This window comes from Rhodoferax ferrireducens, assembly GCF_031458075.1.
Classification (GTDB): Bacteria; Pseudomonadota; Gammaproteobacteria; order Burkholderiales; family Burkholderiaceae_C; genus Rhodoferax_B; species Rhodoferax_B ferrireducens_A.
In genome coordinates, this window is record NZ_JAVDXT010000002.1 from 428109 (window position 1) to 443406 (window position 15298).

Consider the following 15298-nt stretch of genomic DNA (forward strand, 5'->3'; position numbering starts at 1 on the left):
TAGTTTCACAAAGATCGCGCTTGCTGGCGCCATGGCATTTGCAATTGCCGGCGGTGCGTATGCGCAAGAGCAGGTCGTCAAGATTGGCGTCACCGGTCCCTTGTCCGGCCCCAATGCCTTCATCGGTAAAGACAATGAAAACGGCGTGCGCCTGGCGGTTGAAGACCTGAACGCCAAGAAGATGGTGGTGGGTGGCAAGACCCTCAAGTTCGAGCTGGCTTCCGAAGACGACCAGTGCGATCCCAAGTCCGGCGTCAGCGTGGCGCAGAAGCTGGTGGACGGCGGCGTCAAATTCGTGATGGGCCCGTACTGCTCGGGTGTGGCGATCCCTGCATCGCGCATTTACAGCGAAGGCAATGTGGTGGTGTCTACCGTGGGCAGCAACCCCAAGGTCACCATGGGCGGCTACAAGAACCTGTTCCGCATCATGGCTGGCGACAACGAAATCGGCGCCCGTCTGGCGTTCTATGCCGCCAACGTCCTGAAGGTCAAGAACGTGGCCGTGATCGACGACCGCACCGCCTACGGCCAGGGCCTGGTGGATGAGTTCTCCAAAGAAGCCAAGAAGCTGGGTCTGAACATCGTGGCCCAGGAGTTCACCACCGACAAGTCTACCGACTTCTCTGCCATCCTGACCAGCCTGAAGGCTAAGAACCCCGACGTGATCTTGCTGGGTGGCTATGCACCGCAAGCCGGCCCCATGGTCCGCCAGATGAAGTCGCTGGGCATCAATGCCAAGCTGATGGGCGGCGACGCCATCTGCACCGCAGAACTCGGCAAGCTGGCTGGCGACGCTGCCACCGACACCGTGCTGTGCGCGCAAGGCGGCGTGGTGCTGGAAAAGACCGCCGAAGGCCCAGCCTTCAAGGCCAAGTACAAGAAGCGTTTCAACATTGATCCCGATGCCTACGCGCCTTCGTTCTACGACCAGACCATGTTTGTTGGCCAGTCCATGCAGAAGGCCGATTCGGTGAACCCCGAAAAGGTCGGTGCCGAAATCTACAAGACCACCTACAAGGGCATGTCGGGCACTTTCGCCTTTGACGAAAAGGGCAATCTGAAGTCGGCCCCTATCACCGTCTACACCTTCAAGGGCGGCGTGCCCTCGGCATTGGGCGCATATTGATAGAGCAGATGCCGCTTCTTTAGCGTGATGCAAAAGGGCCGTGCAAACGGCCCTTTTTTTATGCACGCTTTGGGTGCAGGTTTCAGTCGGCGCTGACTTCCAGCGTGTCTTCGTCGTCCAGGCTTTCGCTGTCCATCACCGCGATCTCGGCGTACTGCACGGCGTTCAGCTGGTGGCGGTAGGCTTTGTGGGCGTTGCGCTCACAGGCTTCGTCGTCGCCATCGTCGTCGGCCGTGGCTGCCAGCAGGTGGAACTTTGCGGCGGCCGCAAAGTGGTGCGCCGCCATGCGGTGGTGGTCGCCCAGGGTTTCAAACTCTTCTTCCAGGATGGTGGTGTCGGCAGTGTTCATAAAGTCCTCGCAGATGCTGGCGCGGCGACATACCGCCTGGCTAGGATGCGTGGTTTGGATGAAGGCTTGATGACACGGGTGCTATGGTAGTTATAGCTGGTGATGCAGGTTTTATCTGTGCTAGAGGTGGATTGGTGTGTGATTTTCGTAGGCGCTGTTTGTTTCTCTGGCCCGAGAGCTGTGGTTAGTGATCGGAGTCGGTTGCCCACTGCACATCTGAACCCGCCCTTATATAACCCCACACTCGAATACCTTCATGTGTGAGTGAAAAGGGAACCTTCGCACGCCTAGTTGCTGCAATCAACTTATCCGTGAAGTCGTGAATTTCTGGTTCGAGTAGTTGTCCTCGGCTGACAGATAGCTTCGCCCGAATTTCAAGCCACTCTATGATTTCGCAGTCGCCGAATACATGAAATATGTCGCCGTCCCAACGCTGTTCGGGTCTTTCACTTTCGTTAATGTCCTTGCGATGAAAGTGAAGCGGTAAGTCTTCACGGCATAGCTCGTCTAAAAGACGTTTCCATTTCGTCGTGTTTAGGACGCTGACGAGTTGCTGGTCTGCAAGATAGCGACGTAGTTTTACGGTGTAGTGACGTTCTGGCATTTCCTGATGCCTAACTTGATGTGCACAAACCCTGCGGTTTGCATTGGCTACTGAGGTTTAAACCATCCATCGAAATCTCCTGGAAGTGGCTTGTAGACTGGCTTCTGTGGGGTGAGCCTGTTTAGATGCAGGTACAAAATTTTCGACAAACCATGCACACTAAATCGTGCTCACTATAGCGTGGCGCAATTTCGTGGTGTCCTTATGCGAGGTCATCTTTTTCTCAAAAGGTGGAGGGTGAAATGGCTCTTTTTTTGTAGCAACTTGCGCATGCGGAGTTTGCACTGGAACCACTTTTATCTAAAATTTTTTAGTAGTTTGGGGTGGTGTGATACGTACTTGAAGTCCATGCGATCCCTGGCCGGGTATGCGCCCGGCGGCGCAGTAACTTTTCTTTTGCGCAAAAGAAAAGTCACCAAAAGAAAGGCGCCCCCACTGTCTGCGTCCCAGCGCTATCGCGCTGGGAAACCTGCGGTGCGCGCTTTGGGCGGGGTCTGGCTAAACTCGCCTGCGGCTCAAACAACGCCAGCCCTGATCCGCCCAAAGCTGTGCTCCTCGGCGCATACAGAGGGGGACCCCGGGGATCGGGATCTGTGGCGCGCAGCGCCACATCGCGCCTAGGGCGCGAGGCTGTTGCAGCCCGGCTGCGCCGGGCTGGGTATTGGCTGTTGGCTATTTGGTTGTCCGACCCCACGCCGTGTGGCGTCGGCGAGTAGCGCAGGGCTGGGCGGATCAGGGCCCGCGATTGCCTGAGGCCGCAGGCCGAGTTCGAACGGGACCCCGACCAGACCGAGCAAGGCAGCGTGCCCCGTAGCGCAGCGAAGGGGGCGACGACTTCGGCTCGCCTTTCTTTGGGTTACGTTTCTCTGGCGAAGCAAAGAAAGGTGACTGCGCTGCCGGGCGCACACCCGGCCGGGGATGTTGGCAGCACCAACCCAATCCAAAAGTTCAAGCTAAATCGGCTGCTAGCGCAGATAGAACCTGCGCCAGCAGCTATCGAAATGCTAGCAACGACTACTTCGCCGCCAGCATCCACTCATGCGCCGGGTCGTTCTTGAAGACCCAGAAGCGGTTCGGGCCGGCCATCACGTTCAGGTAGTACAGGTCGTAGCCATGCGGCGCCACGACCGGGTGGTAGCCGCGCGGCACCATCACCACGTCGTGGTTTTCCACGGCGCAGGCTTCGTCCAGGCTGCGGTCGTCGGTGTAGACGCGCTGGAAGGCAAAGCCTTGCGGTGGGTTCAGGCGGTGGTAGTAGGTTTCTTCCAGCAGGGTTTCCACCGGTGGCTGCTCGATGTCGTGCTTGTGCGGGGGGTAGCTGCTGGAGTGGCTGGCGGGTGTGAGGACCTCGACCACCAGCAGGTGGGCGGCGGTCGGGTCGTCGTGCGGCAGCACGTCGCAGACATAGCGGGTGTTCGTGCCCTTGCCGCGCACGCTGCGGCGCATGTTGGCGGGGTCTAGCACCTTTACCGTATGCGGCGTGTTGCCGGCGGGCGCCGTGCACAGGCCGACTTCGGCATCGGTCTCGGCCAGCACCACTACCGTCTTGCCGGCCGGCACGTAGACCGCTGCGGGCGAGACTTCTTCGAACACGCTTTTGCGCGTGCCCAGGTGTTCATGGGTCTGGCCGTCGATGGTGACGCTGACGGTGCCGGTCAGCACCACCAGGCAGAGCTCGCGCGTGCTGGTGCTGACGGTTTCAGATTCGCCTTTTACCAAGCGCACCGCGCGGAAACCCACATGGGTCCAGCCGGCGCGCTCGGGCGTGACGTTGACGATCTCGCGGCCCGTGGGGGCCGCCTTGGCGAGCAGGGGGCTGACCATCTCAGCCGCCGATCTTGTTGACCAGGCCGCGCAGCGTGTCGTAGCCTTTCTTGGCGTATTCGTAGCTGGGGGCGACGGCCGGGTCTTGCTCGGCTTCGACCACCAGCCAGCCTTCGTAGCCAGCGTTCTTCAGCGTGGTCAGCACGGCTTCGTAGTCGATGCTGCCATCGCCGGGCACGGTGAAGGTGCCGTTGATCACGCCGTTCAAAAAGCTCCAACCGTCGTTGCGGGCCTGGGCGATCACTGGGACGCGCACGTCCTTGCAATGCACGTGCACCACGCGTTCGACGTGCTTCTTCAGCAGCGTGACAGGGTCGGCAGCGCCGCCAAAGTAGGCGTGGCCGGTATCGAACAGCAGGAACACCTTGGTCGGGTCGGTCAGGGCCATCAGCTTGTCCACATCGGCGGGGGACTCGACGTAGGCGCCCATGTGGTGGTGGTAGGCCAGCTTGATGCCATAGGTCTTGATGAGGTGCTCACCGAAGGCGTTCAGGCGGTCGGCGTAGGCCTTCCATTGTGCGTCGTTGGCGAACTTGGGGCGCTTGGACACAGGGGTGTCGATCTGGCCCTGGATGGTGTCGGCGCATTCGCCGTAGACCACCACGTTCACCTTGTTGTACTGCAGCTTTGTCATGTGCGCCTTGCAGCGCTCGATCTCGGCTTCCACCGTGTCGTTGCCCAGAAAGCCCGAGTACCAGCCCGACACGCAGGCCAGGCCGAATTCGTCCAGCTTGGCTTTCAGGCCGGGGCCGTCCTTGGGGAATTTATTGCCCAGCTCGAAGCCCTCGTAGCCGATTTCCTTGCCTTCGCTGAGTGCCGTTTCCAGCAGGGTTTCACCGCCCAGCGAGGGCAGGTCGTCGTTCATCCAGGACAGGGGGTTGATGCCGATGCGTACGTTCCAGGTCATAGTGGTTCTCTTGAGTAAATACTTAAATGCGTTGTTCAGTTTTTGCGGCGGTGTAGCGCTCAAATGCTTCGTTCACCGCGGGGCGTTCAGAGACTTCGGGAATCGCGACTTCCCACCAGCAGCCGCCTTCGGCCGTGGTGCGCTCATAGGTGGTGTCGATCACGATGACTTGGCTCTTGGTGGCGGCGCGGGCGGCCACCATGGCGGTCTTCAGTTCGGCCACGTCCTTCACGTGCACCGCATCGGCGCCCATGCTGCGGCCGTGCATGGCAAAGTCGATCTGGCTGCTGCTGCCGCCCTCGGGGATGCAGTCGTCCAGCATGTTGTTGAAGTTGGGCGTACCGCTGGCGCGCTGCAGGCGGTTGATACAGCCGTAGCCCCGGTTGTCCAGGATCACCACGATCAGCTTTTTGCCCAGCAGCACCGAGGTGGCGAGCTCGGAGTTCATCATCATGTAGGAGCCATCGCCGACGATGACGATGACTTCCTGGTCGGGCCGGGCCATCTTGGCACCCAGGGCACCCGCCACTTCGTAGCCCATGCAGGAGTAGCCGTATTCCACATGGTAGTTGCCGGGCCGGGTTGCGCGCCACAGCTTGTGCAGCTCGGCAGGCAGGGTGCCGGCGGCGCAGACCACCACGTCGTGCACATCGCTGTTGGCAATGGAGTCGCGCACCGCGCCAATGACTTCGGCGTCGTAGGGCAGCACGTCCTTGGGCACGGCGGTGGTGAGCTCGGTCACGCGCTTCACCCAGCCTGCGGCCAGGCTGCGGGCGCGGGTGGTCCAGGCCGGTTCGGCCTTCCAGTCGCCAGCGGCGGTGCTGAGCTGGGCCAGGCCGACGCGGGCATCGGCCACCAGGGCGGTGCCGGCCCACTTGGTGGCGTCGAAGCTCTGTACGTTCAGGCACAACAATTTGGCCTTGGCGAACAGCGCGTGCGAGCCGGTGGTGAAGTCCTGCAGGCGCGTGCCCACGGCCAGCACCACATCGGCTTCGCGGGCCAGTTCATTCGCGGCCGGGCCGCCATCGACGCCGATGCCGCCCAGGTTCAGCGGGTGGTCCCAGGGCAGGCTGCTCTTGCCGCCGTGGGATTCGACTACCGGCACGCCGTGTTTCTCGGCAAAGGCGCGCAGCGCGTCCCAGGCCTGGCTGTACAGCACACCGCCGCCGGCGACGATCAGCGGCTGTTTGGCGGTCTTCAGCAGAGCCGCAGCGGCGGTCAGTTCGCGGGTGTCGGCCGGTGGGCGGCGGAAGTGGATCACGCCGGGCTGCAGAAAGCTCTCGGGGCAGTCGAAGGCATGGGTTTGCACGTCTTGCGGCAGCGCCAGGCAGACCGGGCCGCAGCTGGCGGGGTCGGTCATCACCTGGATGGCGCGGGGCAGGGCGGTCAGGATTTGCTCGGCGCGGGTGATGCGGTCAAAAAAGCGCGTCACGGGGCGGAAGGTGTCGTTGGCGCTCAGGTCGCCGTGTTGGAAGCTTTCGATCTGCTGCAGCACCGGGTCGGGCGCGCGCGAGGCAAAGGTGTCGCCGGGCAATAGCAGCACGGGCAGGCGGTTCACATGGGCCATGGCCGCGGCGGTGACCAGGTTGGTGGCGCCGGGGCCGATGCTGGTGCTGACGGCCATGATGCGCTGGCGGAAATGCGCCTTGGCATAGGCCACGGCGGCGTGGGCCATGCCCTGCTCGTTATGGGCGCGGTAGGTGGGCAGCTGGGCGCGTTCGGCGTACAGGGCTTCGCCGAAGCCGGCCACATTGCCGTGGCCGAAGATGGTGAACACGCCCGCGCAGTAGGGCTGGATGCTGCCGTCGGCCATTTCGACTTGCAGCGCGGCCAAGTGCTTGACCAGCGCTTGGCTCATGGTGAGTTTTTGGGTTTTCATGGACAGGTTTATTGGGCAGATTTGCGGTTGCGCCAGGCATCCACAAGGGTAGCAAAGTTGTGGGCGACAGCGTCCTTGAAGGCCTTGTCGTCTATCTCATTCTTCAGCCATTGGAGTGAAGGCTCGGCCCACAACGTGCGGCCGACCATGAAGCCTTTGACGAGGGGGTTGGTGGCATGCACAAAGCTGTCGGCCAGGTGCTGCAGTGGCTGGTTCAGGCCCAGGATCACCGCGCCGCGGCAATACGGGTCGCGCTCGGCCACCAGGGCGGCCAGTTCGGTCCAGCCCTTAGCCTGCATGGGCGCCAGCTTCCACCATTCGGGCTTGACACCCAGGTTGTAGAAGCGCTTTACCGAACGCAGCACGGCCGCGTCTTCGGTGCCGGCGGGCGTCATGGCGCGGGGGCAGATGATTTCCAGCAGCAGCTCGTTGCCGCTGGTGCGGGTGGCTTCCCATAGTTCCAGCACGGTTTGCTCTTGCTCCAGGCGCAACTCGTAGCTGTCGTCCGGGTGGTAGTGCACCAGGCACTTGACCACGTGTTCGGTAGGCCAGTTGATGAGTGCGCTACCGACAGAGCGGGTACCGTCAAAACGCAGCGGGCGCGAGCCGGGCAGCTCGACCGGGCGGCCCACCCACCAGCCACGGCCGGTGGCGCTGGCCAGCGCGTCGCGGCCGTAGTCGCCGCCGTCGATCAGCACGCCGGTATGGCCTTGCAGCTTGTGGCTGGTTTCCACCTGCTCGGCGGCTTGCACCAGCAGTTTTTTCAGCGCGGGAATGCGGGAGTCGCTGGCACCGGCTTCACGGGCAATATCAAAAAACTGGCTGCGGTGGTCGAACGCCAGTACGCACATCTCGTTCCAGTCGGGGCGGGCCGCGGTGACGCGGTGCAGATGGGCCAACTGTTCATCGGCATCCACCTTGGGGTTGCGGCTGCCGCTGAACCAGTGGGCCAGCTCGGCCGGCGTGGCCATGGCAGCCGAGCAGGCGTGGCGCGACACCACGATGGCACCGCAGGCGTTGGCTACTTTGGTGGATTCGGCCCAGTCCTTACCCTGCAGCAGGCTGGCCATCAGGCCGGACAGAAAGGAGTCGCCCGCGCCCAGCACGTTCAGCACTTCGACGCGCTCGCCCTTAAAGGTGGGGGCGTCGTCGATATTCGTGGGGATGGCGCCTTCGATCACGCTGCAGCCAGCGGCGCCGCGCTTCACCACCAGGGTGGCGGAGCTGATGGCGCGCACCGCACGCAGGCTGGCCATCAGGTCGTCGGCCACGCCGCCGGCGATGAAGAATTCTTCCTCGGTGCCGACCAGCAGGTCGAACAGGGGCAGGGTTTCCTGCAGTTGCTTCGTCACGTGTGCATCTGCTACGTAACGATTTTCGCCGGCGCCGCGGCTGGTCAGGCCCCACAGCACGGGGCGGTAGTCGATGTCCAGCACGCGCACCACGCCGTGTTTCTTGGCGTAGGCGAGGGCGGTCTCCGAAGCGCGGCGGGTACCGGGTGTGCTGAGGTGCGTGCCGGTGATGGCCAGAGCCCGGCATTGGGCAATGAAGTCTTCGCTGATCTGCTCGGCATCCACCGCCATGTCGGCGCAGTTTTCGCGCACGAACAGCAGGGGGAAGGTATCGCGGTCCTTCAGGCCCAGCAGCACCAGCGCGGTCAGGCGTTCAGGATCGACCTGCACCTGGCTGGTGTCGCAGCCTTCCTGTGCCAGGGTTTCGGTAAGGAAGCGGCCCATCTGCTCGTTGCCCACGCGGGACAGCATGGCGCTTTTCAAACCCAGGCGGGCCACGCCAAAAGCCAGGTTGCCCGAGCTGCCGCCCAGGTACATGGCCATGCTGCGCGCGTCTTCAAGGCGGCTACCGAACTGCTGGGCATACAGATCCACGGCCAAACGGCCCAGGCAGGCAAGATCGATGCGGCGATTGGATGGGAAGTTTAGGTGGCTCATCAGACTACGGTTGATCAGGAAATGGGTTCTCGCGTCAGGCGAGAAGGCGGCATACGCAACGGCCAGCTGTGCCCGTTGCAGCGACTATAAATTGTAGAGAAATATTTTTCTCTAAGTGTAATCACTTAGAAATTTATTTTCTATTTTGGCTTTTTGTGATTACAGTACGGATCGTGGTCAGGGACATTTTTGCGCCCTAGCCCCAACCAACCGAACGGCGCAACCGTCGCTGTTCTTTAACCATCCGGAGACGCATCAAAATGAAAAAATTGTTACTCGCTGCAGCCGTGTCGACCACCATGCTGGCCCCGATGGCCGCACATGCTGAAAAGGTCGGTTTGGCCATGGCCCAGCTGGACACTTTCTTGACGATCCTGAAGAACGGCGTAGTCGATGCCGGCAAGAAGTCGGGTACCACGGTGCAAGTGGAAGATGCACAGAACGACGTGGGCAAACAGCTCAGCCAGATCCAGAACTTGATTGCCCAGAAGGTCGACGCCATCATCGTCAACCCGGTGGATACCGACGTCACCCCCAAGATCACCAAGATGGTGACCGACGCCAAGATCCCGCTGGTTTATGTAAACCGCAAGCCGGTCGACTTTGCCAAGCTGCCCGCAGGCGTGGCGTTCGTGGCCTCCGACGAAGTGGTCTCCGGCACTCTGCAAACCCAGGAAGTCTGCCGCCTGCTCAAGGGCAAGGGCGAGATCGTGGTGCTGATGGGCGAGCTGTCGAATGAAGCCGCGCGTACCCGTACCAAGGACATCGAAGACGTGCTGGCCACCAAGGACTGCAGCGGCATCAAGATTCTGGACAAGCGCGAAGGCAAGTGGGACCGTACCCAGGGCCAGGACATCACCACCAACTGGTTGTCCAGCGGCGTGAAGTTTGACGCCATCATCGCCAACAACGACGAAATGGCCATCGGCGCCATCAATGCGTTGAAGGCATCCAAGAAGTGGACTCCTGCTTCCATCGTGGCCGGTATCGACGCCACCCCTGACGCCCTGGCTTCCATGAAGGCCGGCGACCTGAAGGTCACCGTGTTCCAGAACGCGGCCGGCCAAGGCAGCGGCGCGCTGGACGCAGCCCTGAAACTGTCCAAGAAGCAGCCCGTCGAGCGCTTCGTCAACGTGCCATTTGAACTGGTAACGCCGGCTAACTTGGCCAAGTACTCCGGCAAAAACTAATTTGCCCTGATTGGCCATTCGCCAGACGCCTCCACCGATGGGGGCGTCTACCCATTTTTACCGTTCAATCGAGTTAGCTGTATGTCAGATACCGCCACCATGGAGCGACCGGCTGCGCCGTCCGCCGCCGCCGTTCCGCCTTTGCTGGAGATCCAGGGCATCCTGAAGATATTTCCAGGTGTGGTCGCACTTAACAATGTGCAACTCAAGCTGCGCGCAGGTACCGTGCACGCGCTGATGGGAGAAAACGGCGCCGGCAAGTCCACGCTGATGAAGATCATTGCGGGCATCTACACGCCAGAGAAGGGCGATATCCGCCTGCGTGGCCAGCCCATCGTGCTGAAGTCGCCGCTGGACGCGCTGAACCAGGGCATCGCCATGATCCACCAGGAGCTGAACCTGATGCCGTACATGACGGTGGCAGAGAACGTCTGGATCACCCGCGAACCAAAAAACTGGCTGGGCCTGGTAGACCACGCCGAGCTGAACCGCAAAACCGCCGAGCTGTTCAAAGACTTGAACATCGATATCGACCCGGCGATAGAGATCCAAGAACTGTCTGTCGCCAGCCGCCAGATGGTGGAGATTGCCAAGGCCGTGTCCTGGAACTCCGACGTGCTGATCATGGATGAGCCGACATCGGCCCTGACCGAAACCGAAGTGGCGCATTTGTTCGCCATCATTCGCCGCCTGCGGGCCCAGGGCAAGGGCATCATCTACATCACACACAAGATGAACGAGCTGTTCGAGATCGCCGACGAGTTCTCGGTGTTCCGCGACGGCCAGTACATCGCCACCCATTTGTCCTCCGAGGTGACCCGCGACGACATCATCCGCATGATGGTGGGGCGGGAAATCACCCAGATGTTCCCCAAGCTGGACGTGCCGATCGGCGACGTCGTGCTGTCGGTGAAAGACCTGTGTGTCGAAGGCATCTTCAAGAATGTGAGCTTTGACATCCGTGCCGGCGAAATCGTCGGCATGGCCGGTCTGGTCGGCTCGGGCCGCTCGAATGTGGCCGAGGCGCTGTTTGGCGTGGTGCCTGCGACCTCGGGCACGATTTCCATCAAGGGCAAGCCGATCGAGATCAAGACTCCCACCCAGGCGCTGGAAGCCGGCATGGCGTTTTTGACCGAAGACCGCAAGGAAACCGGTTGCTTCCTGGCGCTGAATATCCAGGAGAACATGGACTCGGCGGTGCTCAACCAGCGCTACGTGAGCAAAGGCTTTGTGCAGAGCGAGCAGCTCAACAAGGACTGCCTGGAAATGGCCAAGCGCCTGCGCGTGAAGACGCCCAGCATGGACGAGATCATCCAGAACCTGTCGGGTGGTAACCAGCAAAAAGTGCTGGTGGGCCGCTGGCTGCTGACCAACCCGCGCATCCTGATCCTGGACGAGCCCACCCGCGGTATCGACGTGGGCGCCAAGGCCGAAATCCACCGCCTGGTCTCCGAGCTGGCCGGCACGGGCGTGGCCATTTTGATGATTTCGTCGGAAATGCCCGAGGTGCTGGGCATGAGCGACCGCGTCGTGGTGATGCACGGCGGCCAGGTCACCGGCATCCTGGACCGCAAAGACGCCAACCAAGTCTCCGTCATGGACCTGGCTGCGAAGTAATTTAAAAGGAATGAATGTATGAGCTCCCCTACCATCTCTCAGCCCGCGTCAGGCGGCACCAAAGCAAAAATGAAGTTGCCCCCAGAGTTCAGCATCCTGCTGGTGCTGCTGGGTATCTGCGTCTTTTTTGAGGCGCTGGGCTGGTACCTGAATGGCCAAAGCTTCATGTTCAACGCCGAGCGGCTGCAGGTCATCATCTTGCAGATGTCGGTCATCGGCATCATCGCGGTGGGCGTGAACATGGTCATCATCACCAGCGGCATTGACCTGTCGTCGGGCTCGGTGGTGGCCGCGTCTGCGGTGGTGGCGGCCAGCCTGGCCCAGGTGTCGGACTTTCCGCGCGCCGTGTTCCCGCATCTGACCGACCTGAACCCGATCTGGCCCATCCTGGCCGGGGTGCTGGTGGGCGTGGTGGTGGGCTTGATCAACGGCTGGCTGATTGCAGCCACCGGCATCCCGCCCTTCATTGCCACGCTGGGCATGATGGTGGCTGCACGCGGCTTCGCCAAATGGTTCACCGGTGGCATGCCCGTCAGCATGCTGACCCCCGAGTTCGCCTGGATCGGCGAGGGGGCCAACCCGGTGATCATCTTCTTGGTGATCGTGGCGATTGCCCATGTGGTGCTGCGCTACACCCGCTTCGGCAAGTTCACCTACGCCATCGGTGCCAACCGCCAGGCGGCCCGCGTCTCGGGTATCAATGTGAACCGCCACCTGATCTGGATCTACACCATTGCCGGCCTGTTGAGCGGCGTGGCGGGTACCGTGACCGCAGCGCGTGCCATCTCCGGCCAGTCCGGCATGGGCGTGAGCTACGAGCTGGACGCGATTGCGGCCGTGGTCATCGGCGGCACCTCACTGGTCGGCGGCCTGGGCCGGGTCACCGGCACGGTCATCGGCATCCTGATCCTGGGTGTGATGATGTCGGGCTTCACCTTCATCCGCATCGACGCCTACTACCAGGAAATGGTCAAGGGCGGCATCATCGTCGCCGCCGTGGTGGCCGACCAGTACCGCAACAAGAAACGTAGAACTTGATGCTCAAATAGGGCTCTAGCGCAGGAACTACCTGCGCTGCCAGCTATTTAAGTAGAGCAAATTTGCTTATCCCCGCCGTGCCTGCCTTGCAGCCACGGCGGTTTGCATTTTGGGGGGCCGGGCCACCCACCACGCTGCCCACGCCAGCACCGCGGAGCCGGTCAGCAGCAGCGCCCCCAGCGCAAATGTGCTCCACCAACCTACTGCATCGAACAGGGCGCCGCCCAGGCCCGCGCCCAGGGCGATGGCCAGTTGGATAGCGGCCACCATCAGGCCGCCACCCGCCTCGGCGTCGTGCGGCAGCGTCTTACTCAACCACACGCCCCACGCAACCGGGGCGGCCGTGCCCACCAAGCCCCAGCCCAGCAGCAACACGGCGACGGCGCTGGCAGATGTGCCCAGGGCAATCAGCAGCAGCGCCAGCACCGCCATGGACAGCGGAATCAGCACCAGGTAGCTAAACCACCGTGCCTTCAGCAGCTGCCCGACGATGTAGGTGCCCACCAGGCCGCTGGCACCCATCAGCAGCAGCATGAGCGACAAGGTCGACACCGTGACGCTGGTAATGGTTTCGAGGAACGGGCGCAGATAGGTGAACACCGCGAACTGGCCCATGAACAGCAGCATCACGGCCGCCATACCCAGCGCCACCTCGGGCCGCCGCAGCAGAACAAAGGGGCTGCCCGATGTGTTGCGTTGCGCGCCCGGCATGGTCGGCATGCGGGTCCACTGCCAAGCGAATGCAGCCACGGCGAGCGGAACCACCATGAAAAACGCGCCGCGCCATCCCAGGTACTGGCCGAGGAAGCTGCCCAACGGGGCGGCGATGGTGGCCGCCAGTGCATTGCCGCCATTGAGGATGGCCAAGGCCTTGGGCACTGCATGCGCGGGCACGAGCCGCATGATGGTGGCGGTGGACATGGACCAGAAACCGCCAATGGCCACACCCAGCAGCGCGCGGCCCAGCATGAACACGCTGTAGTTGCCCGCCAGGGCCACGACCACGCCGGATAACGTCAGCAGCGCGGTGAAACCCAGCAACACCCGCCGCCTGTCGAACCTGCCGGTCAAGGGCGCGTTCAGCAGGCTGGTAAGCACCGCAAAAATGCCGGAGATGGAAATCGCCTGCCCCGCACGCCCTTCCGACATGCCGAGGTCGTGCGCAATCGAGGTTAGCAAGCTGACCGGCATGAATTCAGAGGCGATCAGCACGCACACGCACAACGCCAGGGATAACACGGCGCCCCACGCGGGGCGGGTGGACGCTAGCGTGGTGTGTCCTAGAGGGATGTCAACAGTGTTCATGGCGTGCGGGTGGTGAGCCGATTTCAGCGGCGCTTGGGCTTGGCGACGTTGGACACGCGCAGCGCATCCACCACCAGTGAGAACGCGGGCGAAGGTTGCCGGCGGCTGGGGTAGTACAAAAAGTAGCCTGCAAATGGCGGGCACCAGTCCTCCAGCACGCGCACCAAATGCCCTTGTTCGACGTGTGGCGCGAATTCGTCTTCGGGCAGAAATGCGATGCCCAGCCCGGCCAGCGCCGCCTGCACGATATGGGGCGTGGTGTTCACCACCATTTGCCCGTCCACGCGCACATTCAACGTCTGGCCCTGCCGCTCGAAGTCCCACGCAGGCAGCCCGCTCTGCAGCGAATAGCGGATGTTGATGCAGCGGTGGTCTACCAGGTCGCGCGGCGTCTTAGGTTTTGGGTTTGTAGCGAAGTAGGACGGCGCGGCCACTACGGCCATGCGCAGCTGGGGGCCAATGGGCAGGGCGATCATGTCCTTGTCTATGGTGTCCCCCAGGCGCACACCGGCATCGAAGCGGTCGGCCACGATGTCCCTGAAGCCGTAGTTCACATCGAACTCCAGTTTCACATCCGGGTACGCCAGCAGCAGCGGCGCCAGCTTGGGCAGCAGGATGGTCTGCAGCACGTGGTCGCCACTGGTAATGCGCACCGTGCCGGCAGGCTTGTCGCGCATGTCGGTCAGAGCATCCAGCTCGGCCTCGATCTCGTCGAAGCGCTGGCCTATGGCCTGCACCAGCCGTTCGCCCGCAGCCGTGGGCGACACGCTGCGGGTGGTGCGCGTCAGCAGGCGGATGCGCAAGCGCGTTTCCAGCCCGGCGATGGCCTGGCTGAGTGCCGATGGCGTGACCCCCAGCGCAGCAGCGGCGCGGGTGAAGCTGCCTTCGCGCGCCACCGTGACAAAGGCCAGTAAATCGTTGAGGTTGCGTCGTGCCATAGAGCGAGTGTGATCCAAAGATTGCTTAGAAAAGCTAACAGGCCATGTAAGCATTGATTATCTAGTCGGGGTCTGCAATGGCCGCGAAAATTCTCGCCATGCAAGCAAACCACAGCACCCCAGAAGGCAAAACCCGCAGGCTGCGCAGCGCGGTGCTGTGGGTCTGCGCCTTGTCCGCCATGTCCGCCTTTGCCCAGGAGCTACCCATGAAGATTCGTCTGCACGTCAACAGCGACATGGCCACCGCCACCTTGGTGGACAACGCCACCGCCCGTGACTTTGCGGCGTTGTTGCCGCTGTCTTTGACCCTGGTGGAATTTGCCAAGGTCGAGCGTATTGGCGATCTGCCGCGCAAGCTGTCAACGGCGGGCGCACCGGTGGGCATGGATCCGGTGGCGGGCGACATCACCTACTACGCGCCGTGGAACAACCTGGCGATTTTTGCGGGCGACAACGTGTATGCCAACGGGCTGGTGCGGATCGGCAAGGTCGATACCGGCCTGGTCGCGCTGCAGCGTCCCGGGCCGTTGAAGGTCCGCATCGAACGTATCCAGGATTGACCGCAATCCGCG

13 protein-coding genes are annotated in these 15298 nt (G+C 62.2%); 5 read left to right on the forward strand and 8 right to left on the reverse strand.

Translation table 11 applies throughout. From position 1 onward, the window contains the following. Nucleotides 1-31 precede the first annotated feature (31 nt). A complete protein-coding gene (locus J2X19_RS11005; protein ID WP_310373172.1) occupies nucleotides 32-1126 on the forward strand; it encodes a branched-chain amino acid ABC transporter substrate-binding protein in 1095 nt (364 codons plus the stop codon). 82 nt (nucleotides 1127-1208) lie between these two features. Here the strand turns inward: J2X19_RS11005 and J2X19_RS11010 are convergent, their stop codons facing one another. The 6 genes from J2X19_RS11010 to J2X19_RS11035 form a co-directional block, all read right to left on the reverse strand. Further along, on the reverse strand, nucleotides 1209-1475 hold the full coding sequence (locus J2X19_RS11010; RefSeq protein ID WP_310373173.1) for a hypothetical protein: 267 nt from the start codon (nucleotides 1473-1475) through the stop codon (nucleotides 1209-1211). 184 nt (nucleotides 1476-1659) lie between these two features. Next, nucleotides 1660-2079: a DUF6678 family protein gene (locus J2X19_RS11015; RefSeq protein WP_310373174.1), complete on the reverse strand. Its 420-nt coding sequence runs from the start codon at nucleotides 2077-2079 to the stop codon at nucleotides 1660-1662. Nucleotides 2080-3093: 1014 nt separating this feature from the next. After that, on the reverse strand, nucleotides 3094-3903 hold the full coding sequence (gene iolB / locus J2X19_RS11020; RefSeq protein WP_310373175.1) for a 5-deoxy-glucuronate isomerase: 810 nt from the start codon (nucleotides 3901-3903) through the stop codon (nucleotides 3094-3096). A 1-nt stretch (nucleotide 3904) separates the two neighbouring features. Continuing rightward, on the reverse strand, nucleotides 3905-4810 hold the full coding sequence (gene iolE, locus J2X19_RS11025; RefSeq protein WP_310373176.1) for a myo-inosose-2 dehydratase: 906 nt from the start codon (nucleotides 4808-4810) through the stop codon (nucleotides 3905-3907). Between the two features lie 22 nt (nucleotides 4811-4832). After that, nucleotides 4833-6689, reverse strand: coding sequence for a 3D-(3,5/4)-trihydroxycyclohexane-1,2-dione acylhydrolase (decyclizing) (gene iolD / locus J2X19_RS11030; protein ID WP_310373177.1), 1857 nt, complete (start codon nucleotides 6687-6689; stop codon nucleotides 4833-4835). Nucleotides 6690-6697: 8 nt separating this feature from the next. After that, complete coding sequence (locus J2X19_RS11035; RefSeq protein WP_310373178.1) at nucleotides 6698-8638, reverse strand: bifunctional 5-dehydro-2-deoxygluconokinase/5-dehydro-2-deoxyphosphogluconate aldolase; 1941 nt, start codon at nucleotides 8636-8638, stop codon at nucleotides 6698-6700. A gap of 260 nt (nucleotides 8639-8898) precedes the next feature. On the opposite strand from J2X19_RS11035, the gene J2X19_RS11040 reads away from it, so the two are divergent. From J2X19_RS11040 to J2X19_RS11050, 3 genes are all read left to right on the forward strand, one after another. Further along, the gene (locus J2X19_RS11040; protein ID WP_116603782.1) at nucleotides 8899-9828 is read left to right on the forward strand and encodes a sugar ABC transporter substrate-binding protein; all 930 of its coding nucleotides are present in this window, start codon (nucleotides 8899-8901) and stop codon (nucleotides 9826-9828) included. A gap of 81 nt (nucleotides 9829-9909) precedes the next feature. Beyond that, complete coding sequence (locus J2X19_RS11045; protein ID WP_310373179.1) at nucleotides 9910-11445, forward strand: sugar ABC transporter ATP-binding protein; 1536 nt, start codon at nucleotides 9910-9912, stop codon at nucleotides 11443-11445. An 18-nt stretch (nucleotides 11446-11463) separates the two neighbouring features. Next, on the forward strand, nucleotides 11464-12483 hold the full coding sequence (locus tag J2X19_RS11050) for an ABC transporter permease (protein ID WP_092756321.1): 1020 nt from the start codon (nucleotides 11464-11466) through the stop codon (nucleotides 12481-12483). 66 nt (nucleotides 12484-12549) lie between these two features. Here the strand turns inward: J2X19_RS11050 and J2X19_RS11055 are convergent, their stop codons facing one another. Beyond that, nucleotides 12550-13788, reverse strand: coding sequence for an MFS transporter (locus J2X19_RS11055; protein WP_310373181.1), 1239 nt, complete (start codon nucleotides 13786-13788; stop codon nucleotides 12550-12552). A 23-nt stretch (nucleotides 13789-13811) separates the two neighbouring features. Further along, nucleotides 13812-14726, reverse strand: a complete 915-nt coding sequence (locus tag J2X19_RS11060; protein ID WP_310373182.1) for a LysR family transcriptional regulator — start codon at nucleotides 14724-14726, stop codon at nucleotides 13812-13814. Between the two features lie 98 nt (nucleotides 14727-14824). Between J2X19_RS11060 and J2X19_RS11065 the strand changes: the two genes are divergently transcribed. Next, a complete protein-coding gene (locus J2X19_RS11065; RefSeq protein ID WP_310373183.1) occupies nucleotides 14825-15286 on the forward strand; it encodes a cyclophilin-like fold protein in 462 nt (153 codons plus the stop codon). Nucleotides 15287-15298: the final 12 nt, after the last annotated feature.

Excerpts from the sequence above, each read along its gene's own strand:
- iolD (WP_310373177.1), bottom strand. The coding sequence starts at position 6,689 with ATGAAAACCCAAAAACTCACCATGAGCCAAGCGCTGGTCAAGCACTTG.
- J2X19_RS11055 (WP_310373181.1), bottom strand. The coding sequence starts at position 13,788 with ATGAACACTGTTGACATCCCTCTAGGACACACCACGCTAGCGTCCACC.
- J2X19_RS11005 (WP_310373172.1), top strand. The coding sequence starts at position 32 with ATGGCATTTGCAATTGCCGGCGGTGCGTATGCGCAAGAGCAGGTCGTC.
- J2X19_RS11010 (WP_310373173.1), bottom strand. The coding sequence starts at position 1,475 with ATGAACACTGCCGACACCACCATCCTGGAAGAAGAGTTTGAAACCCTG.
- iolB (WP_310373175.1), bottom strand. The coding sequence starts at position 3,903 with ATGGTCAGCCCCCTGCTCGCCAAGGCGGCCCCCACGGGCCGCGAGATC.
- J2X19_RS11045 (WP_310373179.1), top strand. The coding sequence starts at position 9,910 with ATGTCAGATACCGCCACCATGGAGCGACCGGCTGCGCCGTCCGCCGCC.
- J2X19_RS11040 (WP_116603782.1), top strand. The coding sequence starts at position 8,899 with ATGAAAAAATTGTTACTCGCTGCAGCCGTGTCGACCACCATGCTGGCC.
- J2X19_RS11060 (WP_310373182.1), bottom strand. The coding sequence starts at position 14,726 with ATGGCACGACGCAACCTCAACGATTTACTGGCCTTTGTCACGGTGGCG.
- iolE (WP_310373176.1), bottom strand. The coding sequence starts at position 4,810 with ATGACCTGGAACGTACGCATCGGCATCAACCCCCTGTCCTGGATGAAC.
- J2X19_RS11035 (WP_310373178.1), bottom strand. The coding sequence starts at position 8,638 with ATGAGCCACCTAAACTTCCCATCCAATCGCCGCATCGATCTTGCCTGC.
- J2X19_RS11050 (WP_092756321.1), top strand. The coding sequence starts at position 11,464 with ATGAGCTCCCCTACCATCTCTCAGCCCGCGTCAGGCGGCACCAAAGCA.
- J2X19_RS11015 (WP_310373174.1), bottom strand. The coding sequence starts at position 2,079 with ATGCCAGAACGTCACTACACCGTAAAACTACGTCGCTATCTTGCAGAC.
- J2X19_RS11065 (WP_310373183.1), top strand. The coding sequence starts at position 14,825 with ATGCAAGCAAACCACAGCACCCCAGAAGGCAAAACCCGCAGGCTGCGC.